Origin of the sequence: Chryseobacterium polytrichastri, from assembly GCF_900142445.1 — a bacterium.
Taxonomy (GTDB): Bacteria; Bacteroidota; Bacteroidia; order Flavobacteriales; family Weeksellaceae; genus Chryseobacterium; species Chryseobacterium polytrichastri.
This window is the reverse complement of record NZ_FRAV01000044.1, coordinates 19,734-39,493: the sequence shown is the minus strand read 5'-3', so window position 1 is coordinate 39,493 and position 19,760 is coordinate 19,734. Positions and strand designations below refer to the sequence as shown.

General features: G+C 35.1%; 11 protein-coding genes. 3 read left to right on the top strand and 8 right to left on the bottom strand.

Annotation, left to right across the window (positions count from 1 at the left end):
• Positions 1-35 precede the first annotated feature (35 nt).
• The 8 genes from BUB80_RS20155 to BUB80_RS20120 form a co-directional block, all read right to left on the bottom strand.
• Entirely contained in the window at positions 36-3,485 is a 3,450-nt protein-coding gene (locus tag BUB80_RS20155) for a hypothetical protein (RefSeq protein ID WP_073296965.1), read from the bottom strand.
• An 11-nt stretch (positions 3,486-3,496) separates the two neighbouring features.
• The gene (locus BUB80_RS20150; RefSeq protein ID WP_073296962.1) at positions 3,497-5,035 is read right to left on the bottom strand and encodes a T9SS type A sorting domain-containing protein; all 1,539 of its coding nucleotides are present in this window, start codon (positions 5,033-5,035) and stop codon (positions 3,497-3,499) included.
• 268 nt (positions 5,036-5,303) lie between these two features.
• Positions 5,304-6,743: a glycoside hydrolase family 30 protein gene (locus tag BUB80_RS20145; RefSeq protein WP_073296959.1), complete on the bottom strand. Its 1,440-nt coding sequence runs from the start codon at positions 6,741-6,743 to the stop codon at positions 5,304-5,306.
• A 42-nt stretch (positions 6,744-6,785) separates the two neighbouring features.
• Positions 6,786-7,589, bottom strand: coding sequence for a glycoside hydrolase family 16 protein (locus BUB80_RS20140; RefSeq protein WP_073296956.1), 804 nt, complete (start codon positions 7,587-7,589; stop codon positions 6,786-6,788).
• A gap of 485 nt (positions 7,590-8,074) precedes the next feature.
• Complete coding sequence (bglX, locus tag BUB80_RS20135; protein WP_073296953.1) at positions 8,075-10,297, bottom strand: beta-glucosidase BglX; 2,223 nt, start codon at positions 10,295-10,297, stop codon at positions 8,075-8,077.
• A 12-nt stretch (positions 10,298-10,309) separates the two neighbouring features.
• Positions 10,310-11,743, bottom strand: coding sequence for a glycoside hydrolase family 30 protein (locus BUB80_RS20130; RefSeq protein ID WP_073296950.1), 1,434 nt, complete (start codon positions 11,741-11,743; stop codon positions 10,310-10,312).
• 3 nt (positions 11,744-11,746) lie between these two features.
• Positions 11,747-13,291 (bottom strand): RagB/SusD family nutrient uptake outer membrane protein, encoded by a 1,545-nt coding sequence (locus BUB80_RS20125; RefSeq protein WP_073296947.1) that lies wholly within the window; start codon positions 13,289-13,291, stop codon positions 11,747-11,749.
• Between the two features lie 10 nt (positions 13,292-13,301).
• Positions 13,302-16,214, bottom strand: a complete 2,913-nt coding sequence (locus BUB80_RS20120) for a SusC/RagA family TonB-linked outer membrane protein (RefSeq protein WP_073296944.1) — start codon at positions 16,212-16,214, stop codon at positions 13,302-13,304.
• A 178-nt stretch (positions 16,215-16,392) separates the two neighbouring features.
• Here BUB80_RS20120 and BUB80_RS20115 point away from each other — a divergent pair, with 178 nt between their 5' ends.
• The 3 genes from BUB80_RS20115 to BUB80_RS20105 all read left to right on the top strand — a co-directional run bounded on the left by BUB80_RS20115 (position 16,393) and on the right by BUB80_RS20105 (position 19,689).
• Complete coding sequence (locus tag BUB80_RS20115) at positions 16,393-17,580, top strand: MFS transporter (RefSeq protein ID WP_073296941.1); 1,188 nt, start codon at positions 16,393-16,395, stop codon at positions 17,578-17,580.
• Positions 17,581-17,603: 23 nt separating this feature from the next.
• Positions 17,604-18,398 (top strand): NUDIX hydrolase, encoded by a 795-nt coding sequence (locus BUB80_RS20110; RefSeq protein WP_073296938.1) that lies wholly within the window; start codon positions 17,604-17,606, stop codon positions 18,396-18,398.
• Between the two features lie 112 nt (positions 18,399-18,510).
• On the top strand, positions 18,511-19,689 hold the full coding sequence (locus BUB80_RS20105) for an acyl-CoA dehydrogenase family protein (RefSeq protein WP_073296935.1): 1,179 nt from the start codon (positions 18,511-18,513) through the stop codon (positions 19,687-19,689).
• Positions 19,690-19,760 lie beyond the last annotated feature (71 nt).

Sequence of the window (19,760 nt, the reverse complement as noted above, 5' to 3'; positions counted from 1 at the left end):
AATATAATGGGTAGTATTGTTTTTTTCACGATTTGTTAGTTTTTGTAGTGGTACTCAAATTCTTTTACAGTCTTATACGACACAACATTGGTTGCACTTACTTCTTTCTGCTTGATCTCCTTTAATCTGTTGGCTGAATCGTACAAATAAAGTTCCTGAACTTCTGATGGTTGGGTAATACTTCGCACGCCGATAAGCGGATCATACGTGTAAGTCGTAATAGGTCCAAATCCGTTGATACCCATTCTAAGATCATTTAGTTTAGAGAGTAAAGTATCTTCGTTTACTCCCGCTTCTGCTGAAGCATCTGTATCTGAAGCGGCAATCGCTGCTGATAACTGAGATCCGGCTGCCTGAACCAATGCGTCATACGTAATCCCTTCTATTTTAGCAATGGGCTGGGTATTGTTATACCCCCAAACGATTGATACTGAAGTTCCGTCTTTGGTTTTGTATTGCTGCAAGTTCCCTTTTATATCATATTTTTCATAGGTTACTTCTGTATAAGGAGTACTGTTTTGAAGATCAGAAGATATGACAGAACTTGGAAACAGATTGGCTACATTATCGTATTTTGTTTCTGTTTTTGACAAGGTTTGCCCGTTCTTTTTAGATTCTGTTTCCAATGGAATTGCAAGCATGTTGGCGGTGATTAGTCTTTGATTTGCTTTTTCCTTGGCATATTTGTACCCTGAAACATAGGTGTCGCCTCCTAGAATACTTTGAGTAACATTGATAGGATAATCTTCCGTGTTATAAGCTGTATTCGTGGTTGAACTTACTGAGCTCTGAACTCCGTTCTTGTAGAAATAAGAGGTTTCACGCTTCTCGGTTGGTAAGGTGACACCGAATTTTTCGAAATTCTTAAAAGGGGTTGTTAAAGTAATCCCTTGTCCTGTATAGGTAAGAGCGTGTTGATAGGAAGTATAAGAAAAATATTGCGAGATCATAGAACTATAAAAGTTATCAATCAGTTTTACCCCATCATTTTTTTCAAATTCTGTAGTTATATAATCTGTATTGGTTTCTGACAGGATTTGCCCTGCCGAGTTATATTTCTTTTCTGAGATTAACTGCCCTCTTAGGTAATCTTCATTGGGAACAGGGCGTACAGGCAGTTGGAGAGATATCGAAGATGTATTAGGATAATCTAGTGGAGATCTGAATTTATAAACCGTTTTACCATTATCTAAAATATTATTATTAGTGTCCTTAACAATCTGTTTTACGGTTATATATTTGTATCCTACATCTGAGCCTTGGGTTTTCTGTACAGGAAGGATATTATAATTGGTTGTAACATCAAAATTAGCATTGTATATGATGGTAGGATACTGAACTTTATTTCTAAACGCATAACTTTCTCCAAAATTAGTAACAGGCTCAGGAAATACAAGCCCCCCACTGCTTCGTTCAAGGTTATCAATATTCTTATAATCATAAGCATAAGTTTTTGAAGCAATACTTGAATTGGAATTTTCATAATAGCTAATATTATTAATCCTCATACCTCCTCCGGAGCGAATCTTTTCATCAACAAAAACATCTTCTTTTGTTGCAGCTTCAAATCCATCATTCGTATTACCAGGAATTGAGATTGAATAATCTCCTCCTAATGAAGCATAATAAACTCCAGGTTCAAAATATACATCATAGTAATATTCCGAATGAATCTCTCCACCTTCATCAATACCTGATACCATACATTTGGGAGGTTGTGGCCTGTTACAAGTCTGGCTTCCGTTTCCGGCATTATAAACCTGTTCAAAAGTATTATCGCTATTTTTTTTATAAATTTTAAAATTCCAATTATAATAAATCAGATTTCCCAGCATTAAATGAAGCTTCACATATTGCGGCGAATTTAAAGTAAAAAAGGGTTGCTTAAATATATTACTAAACTGTCCGAAACTAATGAAAAACGAATTATTACGGCTTTCCATATGTCCCTCTACTTGTTGCATTGTCCCTCCAGCATGATAATAACTATAATCATTCGGCCCAAAGTCGAAAACCGATTTTCCTTTTGTAGGATAAGATAACGATTTGAGGACATCTGTTTTTATACCACTTCCATCACCTTTATAATAACCCCACTTATCTTTCTGAAGAAGTATTCCTGCTGATGCATAGTATTCCATGTTATATTCCTGATTCTGATTATTTGGGGACACTTTGGTTACTTTAGTCAATACCATTTTCTTATCAGTTTTCGTCTGAATATTACTTTGCTCATAAGTAGTATTGGTATACTCATAATCAAGTACATATTTATCGGTATACTGTGACACACTCTGCCCAATAGTATTCGTCTGAACAGACTTTAATTTATACAGTTCTGTAGCCTCCCAATAATTAGTATCCTGTCTGCCTTTTTCATAAATAAAATAAATAGTCCCTTTTCCCACTACTTCTATGCTCGTAAGAAGCTTTGTAAGTGTATTATTATTAACAGTCTGAGATTCGATAGCACCTGGCATACTTCCGTCAGGATTATCTAATCCCCCACTAGTGTTAGAAGCTGTATTATAATAATAAACATCTTTTGCCAACCTATTGGTTATTGTAGGAGCTTCTTGGAATTTGACTACAGACGATTGTTCATACTTAAATATTGCCAATATATTATTATTTTGATCTTCAATCTTTGTTAGGTGGAAAGAAGACCAATAGTTATCTGTTTCAAGATTTGAATCAATACTTGTCTGTAAGTTAACAAGCCCCGTTTTAGTTATCAAAACAGATTTTTGAGACTTTTCCATCGGGCTGAAAGTATAGCGTATTCCTTTGTCATCAATAATTGTAAACAAATCAACAGTTCCCTGAGTATCGGGAGTACAAATAATCTGGAGATTATTTTTGTCCAATTTTTCTACTTTAAAATTTCCAGTTGCGTCTTTTGCTATATAAAATCTTCCTGACTGTCCCATAAAATTATACTGATAGAGGTCATATTCACTATCATATCTTCCCAATCCCGAAACATATCTATATTCATTCTCATCGTAAGCTTCATTTCTCATCAGCTTGCCAGTCGGATTATAAAGTTCATTATATATCCCAAATCTTACTTTAGCAGGGGTTGAAAATGCAATAGTAGTATTTTTCTCATCTACTCCCCCGCCTCTTATTGTTCTTGATATTGTTCCGCCCGCTATTAAACTCCATCCTAGTCCTGTCTCTCCAGACCTATCATCAGACTTTGCATTCAATGGGTGGTATTTTAATTGAGCACCAATGATTACTTTTGAATTACTGGTAGGAATACTCACCAGTGGAATACTCACATCAGGAACTCCCGTATAATAACTCACAGGAACTTCCTCAAATTTCATTAAGTTATTGGAAGTTGGGGCAGCAGGAAACATTTGATTAATATCTCCAACATAGCTCTTAGGAGAATCACCTCCTGGCGAAGATTGAGCAAAAAAAGATGTATTTAAAGAAGCTAGTAATAAAATTACAGCTATCGTATTTTTCTTCATGAAAATTAGTTTTATTTCTTAATTAATTTAGCATTAGCTGTTTTATTCGTATCGGTCTTAATCGTAATCAAATAAGCTCCCTGAATCAAATTCTGAGTATTGATCTTGGTTACCTTATTTTTGGTTTTCAAACTTTGAAGTTCTCTTCCCGACATGTCGTACAAAAGGATATCGGCTTCTTTGAAATCAAAACCAATTTCCACATACGCATAATCCGATACAGGATTTGGATAAATCTTGATATCTTGTTTTACAATCAATTGGTCAATCTGTTTATCTCCAAGTTTGACTATCTTCCAGTTTTCTTTGCCAAGCTCTTCAGCACTGGTTCCTGCTAAAATGATAGAACCGTCTCTGTTGAGCTTAATATCAGATAACCTTTCTTCTCTTTTTGAGGATTCTCCCTTAACATGTTTTCTCCATTGTTTATTTCCATTTTGATCCAAATACAGCATCCAAAACGTTTCATCATCAGTTTGTATTCTGCCTTCAGCCTGAGTGTAGCCGCCTAGTAAAATACCTTTTGATGTTTTATCATCTGAACCATGCAAAACACTCATCCCCATTAAAACATCTCGGTTTCCAATATTGTAGGATTTCTGCCAGATTTCTTCTCCTTTTTCATTGAGCGAAATCAGCCACAGATCTGTACCTTCTTCAATTCCAAGGGTTTTATTTCCTGATCTTTCAGATCTAGATTCACCACCGATAATAAATCCTGTTGATGTTAAAGCCAATGTTCTCAAATGATCATCGCCTTTTCCTCCAAAGTTCTTTTCCCACTCCACTTTTCCTTCCTTGTTAAGTTTGATAATCCAATAATCTCCTTCGCCAAAGTTTTCAGTTTTCTTTGAACCATTGATACCACTTCTAGAATAAATCCCAAGCAAAGCACCTCCGTCTCGGGTAGGAATCATTTTCTCTACTTCATCTAATCCTTTTCCTCCAAAAATAGATTGGGACAATTCTTTTCCACTTTTATCCAGTTTTATAATTAAAATATCTTTGGATCCATACCCTTTCTCTGAATTTTGCACATTTCCAGCTACAAAGAATCCTAAATCCGTCGTTTGAATTACTGCTCTGGCTTCTTCATCGGCTGATGTACCTAAAGTTTTTTGCCATAATTCGTCTCCAAATTCATTAAGCCTTATTAACCATAAATCTGAACCTCCTTTAGAATCGTCTTTCTTGTCCAAACCTTTTCCCGAATAAGAAGTTCCTGCTAAAAGAAATCCTCCTTCTTGAGTAGCAACCGTTGCTGAAAGGAAATCATGATTACTTCCTGCAAAATATTTTTCCCAAGCTTGTTCGCCTTGCTGGTTAAGCTTGACCAAGTGAAAATCGTAGCCGTTATTTTGTTTGCTATCTGTAGAAAGTTTTTTAGATTGAATTGAACTACCCGTAATTAAATACTGTCCATCGATTGTTGTGGTGACCTGACTTAGAAAATCCTGAGTATTGGATTTAATATCTTTTTGCCAAACTATCTCTTGAGCAGAGTAGCCGACCGCACATAGAAAAAGTGCACCTATATAGAATTTTCTCATATATTGTTCTCTTTTGATTGTTAGTTTTAAGCGATGCAAAAATAATAATTTTAATTCACCCAATTGAGGATTGTTAAAAATAATTAACCTGCAAGTTGTTGTTTCTTTTTCTTTATTAATGCAAAGATAATTACCTAATGCGACAGAACTTGTCGTATTATATAACAGATGCTTTTTTACTGAAGTTGGTTGGAAAAGAAAAGATATAAACTCAAATCGGCGGGCTCTTTGAGCCCGCCGATTCTAATTAAAAATATTAATATGAAGGTTATAAAATTACGGTCTGTATTGAGTGTGCCGGTGCAGAAAGCTTTGCAGACATTCCTTCGATCCACAGATTGGCATCGATGTCGTTCTCTGAGTCATTCATAATAACGGTAACTAGCTGTCCATTTTCATTCATGAAAGTGGTAGACGTTAAAGCAGCTCTGTTTGATGAACTTCCGATTCTTTGCGCATTGGGCTTAATGAATTTGGAGACATGACCTACATAATAGTATTCATACGTATAATGAACTTCCCCAGTTTTTGTATCTGCAATGATTGGTGCAAAACAGAAATTTCCAACATGGTTTGGTCCACCCGTTTCGTCTAGAAGAACATTCCAGTCTGTCCATAAAGCCATTCCTTTGTTGAAATCGTTGATCATGTTTTTCCCGTACAATTCACCTAAGCTTACATCATAGATTTTAGATAGATCAAATTGCTCTTTGCAACCTTCCGTAAATGCTAAAAACTTATCAGGAAAAGCTCTTTGCGTTTCAATTAAATTATCGAAAAGTTGTGTTTTGTTATTCCATGTTTCATACCAATGATAACCGATTCCTGCAGCGTATTTTGAAGTCTCAGGATCGCTTAACGTTGTGGTTGCTCTTTGATAGATCAAATCTCTGTTGTGATCCCAGATCATTACTTTTTTATCTTTGAATCCGTTTTTCCAAAGGGTTGGTCCCAAATTATTTTTAAGGAACTCCCCTTCTTCTTCAGCGGTATAAATACAAGATTCCCAACTCTGCGTTGCCATCGGTTCGTTTTGAACGGTCAGCCCCCAAACATTAATTCCTCTTTTTTCGTATTCTTTAATGAATTTCACATAATAATCTGCCCAAGTTTGATAGAATGCATTTTCCAATCTACCTCCTTTCAACATACTTTTATTAGATTTCATCCAAGCCGGTGGGCTCCAAGGAGAAAAATAGAAGGTAAAATCTTTTCCAATAGCATTTTGAGCAGCTTTAATCATTGGAATTTTATACTTTTCGTCATGCGCAACATTGAATGATTTTAAAGAATTGTCATTCTCTGTAACATACGTATAAGAATCGCTTGAGAAGTCACAAGAGTTCATATTGGTACGAACAACCGTATATCCCAATCCATTTTTCCCATAATAGGCATCAAGAATTTCTTTCTGCTTATTTTTAGGCATTTTATAAAAAGTTTCAGCGGATGCATCGGTAATAGCACCTCCGATTCCTATTAGTTTTTGATATTTAAAATCAGGGTCAACAAAAACACAGGCATCTGTTTCTTTTGGTTGATCCATTTTTTCGAATTTCACCATTCCTTTATCCACCATCTTTTCGTTGGTTTTAGAATTGGTGAAAATTACTTTCGCTGTTTTTCCTGCATTCTTTTTCCAGTAATTCTGAGCATTTGCATTAAAAAAAGCACCTACTACAAAACAACTTACTACTAGTTTCTTCATAATTTCTTTCTATTTTATGGAGAGAAAATCACTCTCCCTTCATTATTTATTTTGATAAACCCGTACATAATCAATGTAATATTTCTGAGGAAAAATAGAATCATCAATTCCTTCTTTTCCACCCCAAAAACCACCGACTGCCAGATTTAAAATGATAAAATATGGCTGATCAAAAGGCCATGCCTCATAGGTTTTCTCTTTATTTTCATAGGTGAAAAACTTTTGATCATCAATATAAACATCAATCTTTTCAGGGGTCCAATCTGCTTTATACACATGGAATTTTTCGCTTACATCTTTCACCATCAACGTATCGGTTTTTTGCGTTCCGATTTTATGATTGTACTTTTTCGTGTGAACGGAAGCATGAACATAGCCTTGGTTAAAACCTACATGTTCCATAATATCCAACTCCCCATCATCCGGCCATTTCTTCATATTCTCGCTCATCATCCAGATGGCAGGCCAGGTTCCTCTGCCTTTTGGAAGTTTTGCACGAACCTCAACCGTTCCATATTGAAAGGAAAACTTTCCCTTTGTTAAAAGTCTTGCAGATGTATATTGGCTCTTTTCCCAATTTTCTTTTTTGGCTTCAATGACTAAATTTCCGTTTTCAACTCTGGCATTTTCCAAACGGCCTTTGGTATAAAACTGAGCTTCATCATTTCCATAACCATCGCCTCCTACATCATAATTCCATTTGGTAGCATCGGGTAAACCTTTTCCATTAAATTCATCATTCCAGATCAGTTTTCTGTTGGAATCCGGCTTATTGGAAGCACAGTTTGAAACAGAAAAAGCTAAAGTTCCGCCGACTAAAATGGTAATGATATTCTGAAGTTTCATGTTCAAAGTGTTGAGTTTAATGTTTAATCCCGTTATTTTTTAACGCAAAGATTTATTTAAATAAATATAATTTTAAGGGAGCAAAGAATTGCGACAAGTCGCTGATTAAGCTAGCTTCATAAAATTAATTTCATTAATTAAGTCTTTGCTCCCTAAAATTTGTAGTTTCAATATTTAATCTTTGCGTTAAAAATTCTTCCATTAAGAATATTCTCAAAGCTTATCATTCTGAAGAACGAAGAATCTCTATTATAATTGAATAGATTCCACGCTCCACTTCGTTTCGCTCTGAATGACAAACGCGGGATTTATTCTCAAAGTTTGTCATACTGGAAGCATCTCTACAAAAATTATTTAGATTCTTTCAGAAATCGAAGATTCGACGAAGTCAATGACAAGCGCCACATTTAAATTCATTAATACTTAATGCCTTTTACCACCAAAAGCGGGTTTTATCCCGCTCTCAGTTTTGTAAACTACTATATTTATTTTGACCAGTTGATCCTTTTTGTCTGAACATCCTTAGAGTTCGTTCCTACCATAATATCAAATTCTCCTGCTTCCCAATCGTAATTTAATTCATCATCATAGAATTTCAAATTTTCCGGAGTCAAAGTAAAGTTTACCGTTTTACTTTCTCCTTTTTTGATGAATACTTTTTGGAAGCTTTTCAATTCTTTCACAGGTCTTACCACTTTTCCGAACAGGTCTCTGATATATAACTGTACCACTTCTTCCCCATCATAATTTCCGGTGTTAGAAACATTCACACTGATATTTAGTGTCTGATTTCCTGTAAGATTTGTTGAACTTAACTTCATATCAGCATATTTAAATTGAGTATAACTCAACCCATAACCAAATGGAAATTTCGGGTCATTATCTAAATCGATATAAGCTGAAACATAGTTTCTGTCTGTATTATTTTTTGCAGGTCTCCCCGTGTTGTAATGATTGTAATAAATGGGAACCTGTCCTTCTGTTCTTGGGAATGTCATTGGTAATTTTCCACCAGGGTTTACCGTTCCGAAAAGAACATCAGCAATAGAATTTCCAGCTTCTGTTCCCAACCACCAAGTGTAAACAATGGTAGGAATGTTATCTGCAGCCCAATCAAAAACCAAAGGTCTTCCTGCGTTGATCATTAAAATAATCGGTTTTCCGGTTTTAGCAATTTCTTTTAAAAGATCTTCCTGAACTCCTGAAAAATGTAGATTACTTCTGCTTTTCGCCTCACCGCTCATGGCGTGACCTTCACCCAATGTCATAATAACAACATCTGCTTTTTTTGCCGTTTCTACCGCTTCTGCAAACATTGATCTGTCCTGATCATCAGCATTAGCCCCTTTTGCATATAATAAGGTTGAATTTTTATCTAATTGATTTTTAATTCCGTCAAACTGAGAAATAATTCTTTGGCTATCATCTTTAAAAGGAACTGACCAAAAACCATGATTGGCTGTTGTTTCTTTTCCGAAAGGTCCGATTAAAGCAACTGTTTTCGTTGATTTTGAAAGTGGTAAAAGCTGAGTCTGATTTTTTAACAATACCACACTTTTTGAACCAAATTCTCTTCCGAATTTTCTATTATCCTGATTGTTTAATTGTTCTTTCTGTCTTTTTTCGTTGCTGAATCTGTAAGGATCATCAAATAATCCCATCTCGAACTTTTTAACCAAAATTCTTCTTGCCGCATCATCAATCAACTTTGGATCAACCTTTCCTTCCTGAACCAATTTTGGAAGTTCAGCCATGTAGGCACGGCTTTCCATATCCATATCGCTTCCGGCAATAATTGCTTTTTCAGCCGCTTCTTTGTTGTCTTTTGCGTAACCGTGAGGAACCATTTCGCCAATACTTCCCCAGTCTGAAACCACAAAACCTTGGTAATTCCATTTCCCTTTTAAAAGATCTCTTAAAATGTATTTGTTAGCCGTTGCAGGAATTCCATTAATATCATTAAAAGAATTCATAAACGTAGCTACTCCCGCTTCTGAAGCTGCTTTGAAAGGTGGTAAATAGGTTTCATGAAGTTGTCTTAAACTCATATCTACCGAATTGTAATCTCTTCCGCCAACCGCTGCTCCGTATGCCGCAAAATGCTTTGCACAAGCCATGATGGCATCAAGATTCCCCAACCCTTTTCCCTGAAAACCTTTGATTCTTGCCAATCCAATCTGCGTTCCCAAATAGGTATCTTCTCCTGAACCTTCCATCACTCTACCCCATCTTGGATCTCTAGCAATATCAACCATCGGTGCAAATGTCCAGTGAATACCGTAAGCTGAAGCTTCTATCGCGGCAATTCTTTCAGATTTTTCAATTAAATTTAAATCCCAGCTTGCTGCCTGACCTAAATTGATAGGGAAAGTTGTTCGGTATCCGTGAATAACATCCTGACCAAACAACAACGGAATTTTTAACCTGGATTGTAGTGCTAATTTTTGAAAAGAACGTGTTTCCTCAGCTCCTGCTACATTCAGCATAGAACCTACTTTACCTTTTTTTATTTCATCTAAAACACTGGCAGAATTGGAGTTTTGAGGACCTGTTGCATATTCGAAACCACTGTATTGAACCAACTGACCTACTTTTTCTTCTAAAGTCATTTTAGATAAGATCTCTGAAACTCTTTGGTCTATCGATTTCTGTGCAGAAGCACCCACACCGAGTGCTACGAGTAATAATACAAGATATTTCTTCTTCATGTCTGTTCTTTTTTAAAAAACGTAGGTCGCAACCGAATTTCCTGAAAGGGTAACTGTTGCTGTTTTTCCGTTATATTTTATATTAAATGTTTCTTCATTTTTTGCTCCGTTCTGTACAACCAAAATTCTCTTTCCTGCAGGCGTCATAAAAGCTGCAGTAGCAAGATTGTCGGTTTGTGTAGAAGCGATCCTTCGTGAATCAGCAGGAATAAATTTTGAGGCATGAGCAATGATGTAATAGGCAACGTTTCTGGTAAAGTTTTCGCTGTCTGAAACCGTAATTGCCCCTTTGCATTCTGTACAACCTCCGTCTGTGTGAGGTTTATATTGTGTATCATTGGCTACGTTCCACTCCAGAGCAATTTTACTCCAGTTTCTCATAGAACCGATGATCACGTTTTTGGTATGCCAATTTAAATCTTCATTAAAAGTTCCCTTCGCGCCTGTCCATTGCTCCGTAAAATACAAATTTTTATTTGGAAAAGCGGCATGAACAGTACCTAAAGCTGAAATTTCACCTTCATATAAATGGAAAGCAGAACCGTCTATATATTGAGACGCTTCAGCATCACTTAAGATATTGGTAACATATTCAGGCTTGTTGCAATTGTGATCATACACCACAATTTTAGTTTTAATATGATTTGATTTAAAAATCGGACCTAGACTTTTCTTAATGAAATCTTTCTGCTGGTCTGAAGGCATATACAAGCTCGGATTGTTTCCAGGATGCAAAGGTTCATTTTGAGGGGTAACCGCATCAATGGTAATTCCTTCTTTCTGCATTTCCTGAATGTACTTAACGAAATACTTAGCATACACATCGTAAAATTCAGGTTTTAGACTTCCTCCTTTTGATTTCCCGTTGTCTTTCATCCAAACCGGAGCCGACCAAGGTGCTGAAATGATCTTGATTTTTGGATTGATTGCTAAAATCTCTTTTAACATCGCAATCAAATCTTTATCTCTCGCTAAACTAAATTTTGAAAGAGAAGGATCAGTTTGTCCTTCCGGTAAATCATCATAAGAGAAAACCTGGCTATCCAAATCGGAGGCGCCAATACTTAATCTTAGGTAGCTTATAGAAATAGAATTTTTATCATTCCCGAAAAGTTCATTAAGCAAAGCTTTTCTTTTTGATGGTGAAAGTCGGTTAATTACCTCAACACTTCCTCCCGTTAATGTATATCCGAAACCATCAATATATTGAAACTTCTGTGTATCATCAATGTCAATATTTTGAAAACTGTTGGAATTATTTACAAAACTAATCGGAGTCTGTTGCTGCAATCTTACGCTTTCATCCCCTTTTGTAAGCCAGATCTGAACTTGATTTCCATTACTTGCCAGATGAGATCTGCAAGAACTTAAAGGCAAAAGTACCACACCGCCAAACAGCAGTGTAGTACTTTTTAAAAAGAAACTATATAAATTGTGAAACTTCATATGTTAATAACCAGGGTTTTGTTTTAATATCGTATTTATTAATTCATTAAATGGAATTGGTAAAATCTCATTCTTCCCTGCAACAAATCCTCTCGGTCCTAATTTAGCCGGAGCATCACCCCATCTTACGAGGTCGAACCATCTGTGTCCTTCTCCTGCTAATTCTCTTCTTCTTTCATCTTTAATCGCCTGCATAGAAACAGGAACAGAAGCTAATCCTACTCTTGCTCTTACTGCATCTAATAATGCCTGAGCTCTTCCACCTGAAGCTCCTAATGCTTCAGCCTCCATTAAATAGGTATCCGCTAACCTTATAGGTATATAATTTTGATGAAAATTTAATTCTGTAGCTCCCGGGAGAGTACTTTTATCCGCATTTCTCGGCAAATATTTATTTAAGAAATATCCAGTATCTTTAAATCCAGGAGAATAGGTAATCTTACCATCTTCTTTGAATTTTTTACCATTAAAGATTGTAGCATTTAAACGAGGATCCCCTTGCATGAAATTGAATAAATCATCTGTTATTGGATTGAAACCCCAACTCGCATAAATATCAGGAGCATCATTATTAGGAAAACTCGCAACACGCCCATAAGATTTAATTCCTAACATGACATTTATTGAATTCCCTTCATCTTTACCAGATCCCCAGTTCTCCCAAATACCATTTCCCTTATTGGTATGCATTACTTCAAGAATTGATTCTGAAGTAAATTTGTTATCTACTTTCCACAAATCACCAAAATTGGTAACTAATTTATATCCATATTGGCTTGTTCCCCCTGGTGTTCCATTTACTTGCTCAAATTGAGCAGCAGCTTCTGTATTTTTTTTATCATACAAATAAATCTTTCCTAAAATAGCACGTGCTGTACCTTGTGTAAGTCGACCTATTTCACTTTTGTTATCAGCTGGAATAGACAAAGGAAGATCATTAATAGCAGAAATAATATCAGCTTCTATCTGTGTATAAACCTCCTCTGGTTTTGCCTGAGGAATATTATAATAATCATCATCATACTTAAAAGTTTTTAGAATCAATGGTACATTTTTGAATATCCTTACCAATTCAAAATAATACAGCGATCTCAATACTTTTGCCTCTGCAGTAAATCTTTTTTTGTTTTGAGCATTCATATCAATACCCGGCAGTCTTTCTAACAAAAGGTTCGCTTTTGCAATTCCCTGATAGTAATCTTTCCAGTAACTAGCAGGCATTATAATAGGATTGATTGTGTAATTGGAGAATCCCTGAATTCCTGCACCATCTGAAGAATTCCCTCCTCCGGAATAGAAATCATCGGAAGCCCCATTAAAGAAGGTCACCATATTCTCAAATCCTCCAGAATATTTTCTTAACATATCATAGGTAGCTACCAACCCACCAAATGCTTGCTCTTCATTTTGAAAGTAATTACTCGTATCAAAAGTTCCTGTATTTTTAACATCTTCTAAGTTATTATCACTACAAGAAATAGCTCCGAACCCAATACCTGTAAGCATTAAAACAGATAAACTTTTATATATAAATCTCTTATTTTTCATTTTTCTTTAATTAAAATTGAACATTAGCACCGAAAAGGAAAGTTCTTGCTTGTGGATAGAAAGCTCTGTCTATACCAAAAGTATCTGCTCCAGCAATTTCAGGATCATACCCTGTATATTTGGTGAAAGTCACCAAATTTTCTCCTGTTACATAGAATCTGATTTTAGAAGCTCCGATTGTTTTTGCAACATCTTTAGAAAGTGTATACCCTATCTGAACTAATTTTATACGTAAATAATCTCCATTTTGAAGGTAATAATCAGACATTCTAGTGTAATTTTGATTAGGATCATCTCTTGTAACTCTAGCCACACTATTAGAAGTTCCTTCACCAGTCCAACGATCTAAAATAGAAGTTTGGTAGTTAGCTTCCTGAATATCTAATCTTCTCAGACCCTGGAAAATTTTATTTCCGGCTTGCCCTTGAGCAAAGATCATCAAATCAAAGTTTTTATAATTCATATTCAACGTGAAACCAAATGTATATTTGGGAACTGAATTTCCTAGGTTTACAAAATCTTTTTCATCAATTTTACCGTCTCCGTTAGCATCTAATCTTTTAAAATCTCCAGGTTTCGCGTTAGGCTGAATTACAGCTCCATTAGCACTTTTATACGCATCAATTTCTGCTTGGTTCTGGAAAACTCCTAAATTTTGGTACCCATAAAAAGATCCGTATGATTGACCAACTTGCAATCTTGAAACATTACCCAATGTTTGGAAACCAGCAAATTGAACATACTCTTTATTTCCTTCCAGTCTTGTAATTTCATTTTTCAGATAACCAAAATTACCATTGGCAGAAATACCAAAATCTCCCCAATTTTTTTTGTAACCTAAGCTTACCTCTATCCCATCATTGTTCATATCTCCAACATTTCTAAATGGGTCTTTAGTTAATCCTAAATAACCAGGAAGCTCAACTCTTCTTAAAATGTCAGTACTCTTTTTTCTATAAACATCAACGCTTACATCAAAATTTCTAAAAATCTTAAGGTCTGCTGCAATATTGAACTGTGATGTTCTTTCCCATTTTAAATCAGGATTCTCTAAAGTACTTGGTGCATACCCAACACGGATAATATTATCTCCAAAAGTATAATTGCTACCCGCAACTAAGAAATTAGCAAATTGAAAATCATCAATAGCATCATTTCCTAATACTCCATATCCTCCTCTCAATTTAAAACTGTTAACCACTTTGTTTTCAGGCCAAAAACTTTCATTAGATACATTCCAACCTAAAGACATTGCCGGAAAAGTTCCCCAGTGATTATTTCTTCCAAATTTTGAAGAACCATCCCTACGAACAGTTCCCGTGAAAAGGTATCTACTGTCATAATCATACACTACCCTTCCGAAATAAGAAGCTTTGTGAGTTTGCTTTCCATCCCATGCATTACCCGTTTTATTTTCTGAAGAAATATCAAAATTAAAAGAAGCATCTTGCCAGTTATTGACAGGAAGATTAGTAAATGTTGTACTTTGTCCAGAAGAAATATTATATTCGTAATATCCTTGCCCTAATAATATATTTAAGCTATGTAATCCAAATTTATTTTGATAAGTCAAAGTATTTTCAGTATTCCATTCAAATTTTTTATCCGTTTGTCTGAATAAACTATTAAAATCATTTTTGTTAGCCGAGCTCAAAAAGTTGGTTGGAGTAAAGGCTTGATTTCCCCAATAAGAAAGCTTACCATTCATACTTGTTTTAAAACTGATATTCTTGTTAATCTTCAAATCAGCATAAACATTTGCTACAATATCATCCGACCACTTATACCTGCCCAACTGAGTTTGCCTGAACGCCAACGGGTTAGACATTTCTTTACTTACATATTGTGAAATCCCATAAGGGTTTCCATTCGGATCTCTTACATAGTTAGGATTATTAATATAATCGCTAGCATTTGGTTGATTATTAATACCATTCGTTACAACTACTGGTGTTAATGGATCAAGATTGATAGCTGAGCTCAATGGTCCTCCAAACTCCCCATTATCAGTAACTCCCTGAGATCTGGTATGTGTATAGGCAAAGGTTTGACCTATTGTTAAGAAATCAAATACTTTATGTGTAGAGTTTAATCTGGCATTAATCCTTTTATAATTGGAAATATCTCTTAAAACAATACCCTCCTGATCATAATATCCAAATGAAGAATAAAAAGTAGATTTATCATTTCCTCCACTAATACTAAATTCATGAGATTGACGTTGTGCACTGTTGAAAATCTGTTTTTGCCAATCTGTTCCAACTCCATATGATGCAGGATTTCCCAAGACCGGCGTCTTTCCTTCATTAGTATATGCCTCATTCATAATTGTTGCATATTGTGAACCATTTAACAGGTCTAGTTTCTTTGCAGCACTTCCTACTCCAAAAAAACCATTATATGAGAGATTCATTCTTCCTTTAACTCCTTTCTTCGTTGTAATCAAAACAACACCTTTTGCAGCAGAAACTCCGTAAATAGCAGCAGAAGCACCATCTTTAAGAATTTCCATTCCTTCGATATCAGATTGGTTTAGCCATCCGATATTATCTACAACGATTCCATCAACTACCCAAAGAGGATCATTACCACCAGCCCCAAAACTGGTAATACCACGTACTCGTACTGTAGCAGCTGTTCCTGGTTGTCCTGAATTTGAAATTACCGAAACACCAGCAGCTCGTCCTTGCATGATTTGTTCCGGCCTTCCAGCTGTTGGGGAATTTTCAATATCGGAAGCTTTTATACTTGATATTGCTCCGGTCACATTACTCTTCTTCTGAGTACCGTAACCAATCATTACCACTTCCTCGATTTTTTGCTCTTTCGGAAGGGTGTCATTTGCCTTCTTCTGAGCACTGAAATTTGCTGTGAAATAGAGGACAGCAACCAATCCTAAACTTCTTGTTATTTTTACATTCATATTACAGTTAGTTTTTTAATTCTCAAATTGAGACAATAAAAATATATTTTTTTTTAAATAATTAACATTATATTAATAAATATTTTAATTTTTCGTTTATTTTTGGGGGTTTAAAGGCATAAATTTTATGTAAAAAATCATAAAATATTGCAGAAAGTAATTGAAAAAAATCCCCGAAATGAATACCAAGCTCACCAAAATCTCACTTCCGTTAAAACTTACTTTTCTAATTTTCTCTATGGTGCTAAACTGCATGGGCATTGTAATACTGCAACTTTCGGAGGCAAAAATCACCTATGAAAAGCTCGGTTTTTTAGAGTCTTTTAAGGATCTTCCAATTGCCTTTATTTCACTTTTCGCAGTAAATTTTATCAGTAAAATCGGGACTAAAAAAGCATTGATTTTGGCTTTAACAATTGTTGGGATTTGTTCAACTATTTTACCTTTCGTAGAAGTATTTTGGTTTTATAAACTTTGGTTCGCTATTATCGGAACTTGTTTTGCGATTGGAAAGATTTGTGTTTTTGGCATCATTAGAAATAATATCTCCGACGAAAAGTCTTTAGCAAAGATTATGAGTAATGTAGAAGCCACGTTTATGATTGGTATTTTTGTGGTGAATACAGGATTTGGTTGGCTTATTTCGAGTCAGTTCTCAGAATATTGGAAATTTGGATTTTTATCTATTTCACTTTTATCAATCATCACCATTTTTTTATTTTCAAGAATAAAAATTGCAGAACCTGTACAATCTGGTAATCAAGGGATCATTTCAGAATTATCAAAATTAGTTAACCCTATAATTCTGTTATTTTTAGGGGTTGTATTCTGTATCGTTTTTGTAGAGCAAAGCTTCAACTCATGGTTACCTTCGTTTTATAAAAACCATTTGAAGGTCAATTCTTTCTTTGCATTGCAAGCCTCTTCTTTTCTGGCTCTTTTTTCTTATGCAGGAAGAACTATTACGGCTAATATTATTAAAAGATTTTCTTTATCAAAATATTACGTTCTATGTCTATCATTCATTATTTTGGTATTAATTGTTATTCTGGGATTGCAATATTTTGATTCAGACAATTCAATGGCCCTGTTATTTTTATTTCCGGTTATTGGTTTTTTCTTATCACCACTGTATCCTGTGATCAATTCTAAAATGATTGCGAAGATCGATAAAGAAAAAGCGAACCTCTTTACCTCCCTTATTGTCATTTTTTCATCGCTAGGTAGTGCAGTAAGTTCAATTATTATGTCATTATTATTTGGAAAAAAGCTCCTAAACCTTTATCCTTTATATATTTTACTCGCTGTAACTGTGCTTTTTACGATAAGTTTAATTTATTTTAAGGCTGCAAATAAAAATATTTAGAAAATAATTTTACTTTTACTCCCATGGAAATCAAAGACACAAAAAACAAAGAAACACTTCAGGAACTAATTGATACAAAAGACTTTGTAGCACATATATCTGTAGACTGCACCATATTTGGTTTTCATAATAATATCCTGAAAGTGCTTTTATTAAAGTACCACGACCTAAATTTGTGGTCTCTCCCCGGTGGATTCGTCTTTAACGACGAAGACCTTCGCGAAGCTGCGGCCCGCGTCTTATATGAGAGAACCCATCTTAAAGATTTATTTCTAAAACAGTTCCATACTTTTGGGAGAATAGACCGTACAGAAAATAATGTACATCAGATTTTGCTAAACAATAAAGGAATTGAAGTTCCTAAAGACCACTGGATCTTCCAGAGATTCATCACCGTAGGATACTGCAGCCTTATTGATTTTTCTATTGCCAATACATTCCCAGACTCTTTTAATGAAACCTGTGAATGGTTTGAGGTCAATAAATTACCTCAAATGGCTTTTGACCACGACAGAGTGATAGAAACAGGTCTTGAATATTTAAGAATGAATATCAATACCGAAGTAGCCGCAAGTAACCTTCTTCCAGAGAAATTTACCATGAAAGATCTTCAATCCCTGTATGAAACCATTTTGGGAGAGAAATTCAGGAGAAATAATTTTCAGCGAAAAATTTTAAGTTTAAACATTCTTGAAAGATTAGAGAAACTTTATGACGGCTCTGCCAATAAGGCACCTTATCTTTATAAATTTAAAACAAGGATTTACAATCCTACTAATCAGTACCCTATCTCTAATAATGAAGGAGATGAAGTTTAATATTCATTTCTAAAAAATCGATTTAAAAATCTAATAAACATAGTAAAAATAACACCTAAAAAAAATTTCTCAGGAATAATGAAAAGTGCTATTTTTAGAAAAATTAAATTACATGTCATATTATCCTCTTACAAGCATTCCTGATTATTATGGAATTGATGCTTTACTAACCGAAGAACATAAACTGATTCGTCAATCAATAAGAGACTGGGTTGAAAGTTTTGTGATGCCACAGATTGATAAGGCAGCACAAGATCATACAGATATTCCAGGTTTGATGAGAGAATTAGGGAAAATTGGAGCGTTGGGTCCATATATTCCGGTTGAGTATGGCGGTTCAGGCTTAGATCAGATCTCTTATGGTCTTATCATGCAGGAATTGGAAAGAGGAGATTCTGCGGTTCGTTCTGCAGCTTCTGTACAAAGTTCTTTGGTGATGTTTCCTATTAACGAATTCGGTTCCGAAGAACAAAAAAGAAAATATTTACCAAAATTAGCTTCTGGTGAAATGATTGGTTCTTTTGGATTAACAGAGCCTAATCATGGTTCAGATCCGGGATCTATGGAAACCTATTTTAAAGATATGGGAGATCATTATCTTTTAAATGGTGCCAAAATGTGGATCACAAATTCACCTTTATGCGATATCGCTGTTGTTTGGGCTAAGAATGAAGAAGGAAAAGTTCAGGGACTCATTGTAGAAAGAAACATGGAAGGTTTCACAACTCCTGAAACCCACAATAAATGGAGTTTAAGAGCTTCAAAGACGGGAGAATTGGTATTTAATGACGTAAAAGTTCCAAAAGAAAACCTACTTCCAGGAGTTACAGGTTTGAGAGGTCCCCTTTCTTGCTTGAATTCAGCAAGATATGGTATTTCTTGGGGAGTTATTGGTGCAGCAATTGATTGTCATTGCACTGCTGTTCAGTATTCTAAAGAAAGAAAACAATTCGGGAAACCAATTGGATCTTATCAGTTACAACAGAAAAAATTAGCTGAATTTTTAACGGAAATAACTAAAGCTCAATTACTTTGCTTACAGTTAGGACACCTTAAAAATGACCATAAAGCAACCCCTGCTCAGATCTCAATGGCAAAAAGAAATAACGTAAAAATGGCTATTGATATCGCAAGAGAATCTCGCCAGATTCTTGGAGGAATGGGTATCATGGGAGAATTCCCAATGATGAGACACGCTGCCAACCTAGAATCTGTTATCACTTACGAAGGAACTCACGATGTTCATTTATTAATTACAGGAATGGATATCACAGGGATTAACGCTTTCTAGAAATTAAAAAATATTGATAAATAAAGAGTCTGATCGATTGATCAGGCTCTTTTTTATTGTCACGAAAATCT

What these genes read in the sequence shown, in the direction of transcription:
- BUB80_RS20155 (WP_073296965.1), bottom strand. Translation starts at nt 3,485, where the DNA reads ATGAAGAAAAATACGATAGCTGTAATTTTATTACTAGCTTCTTTAAAT.
- BUB80_RS20150 (WP_073296962.1), bottom strand. Translation starts at nt 5,035, where the DNA reads ATGAGAAAATTCTATATAGGTGCACTTTTTCTATGTGCGGTCGGCTAC.
- BUB80_RS20145 (WP_073296959.1), bottom strand. Translation starts at nt 6,743, where the DNA reads ATGAAGAAACTAGTAGTAAGTTGTTTTGTAGTAGGTGCTTTTTTTAAT.
- BUB80_RS20140 (WP_073296956.1), bottom strand. Translation starts at nt 7,589, where the DNA reads ATGAAACTTCAGAATATCATTACCATTTTAGTCGGCGGAACTTTAGCT.
- bglX (WP_073296953.1), bottom strand. Translation starts at nt 10,297, where the DNA reads ATGAAGAAGAAATATCTTGTATTATTACTCGTAGCACTCGGTGTGGGT.
- BUB80_RS20130 (WP_073296950.1), bottom strand. Translation starts at nt 11,743, where the DNA reads ATGAAGTTTCACAATTTATATAGTTTCTTTTTAAAAAGTACTACACTG.
- BUB80_RS20125 (WP_073296947.1), bottom strand. Translation starts at nt 13,291, where the DNA reads ATGAAAAATAAGAGATTTATATATAAAAGTTTATCTGTTTTAATGCTT.
- BUB80_RS20120 (WP_073296944.1), bottom strand. Translation starts at nt 16,214, where the DNA reads ATGAATGTAAAAATAACAAGAAGTTTAGGATTGGTTGCTGTCCTCTAT.
- BUB80_RS20115 (WP_073296941.1), top strand. Translation starts at nt 16,393, where the DNA reads ATGAATACCAAGCTCACCAAAATCTCACTTCCGTTAAAACTTACTTTT.
- BUB80_RS20110 (WP_073296938.1), top strand. Translation starts at nt 17,604, where the DNA reads ATGGAAATCAAAGACACAAAAAACAAAGAAACACTTCAGGAACTAATT.
- BUB80_RS20105 (WP_073296935.1), top strand. Translation starts at nt 18,511, where the DNA reads ATGTCATATTATCCTCTTACAAGCATTCCTGATTATTATGGAATTGAT.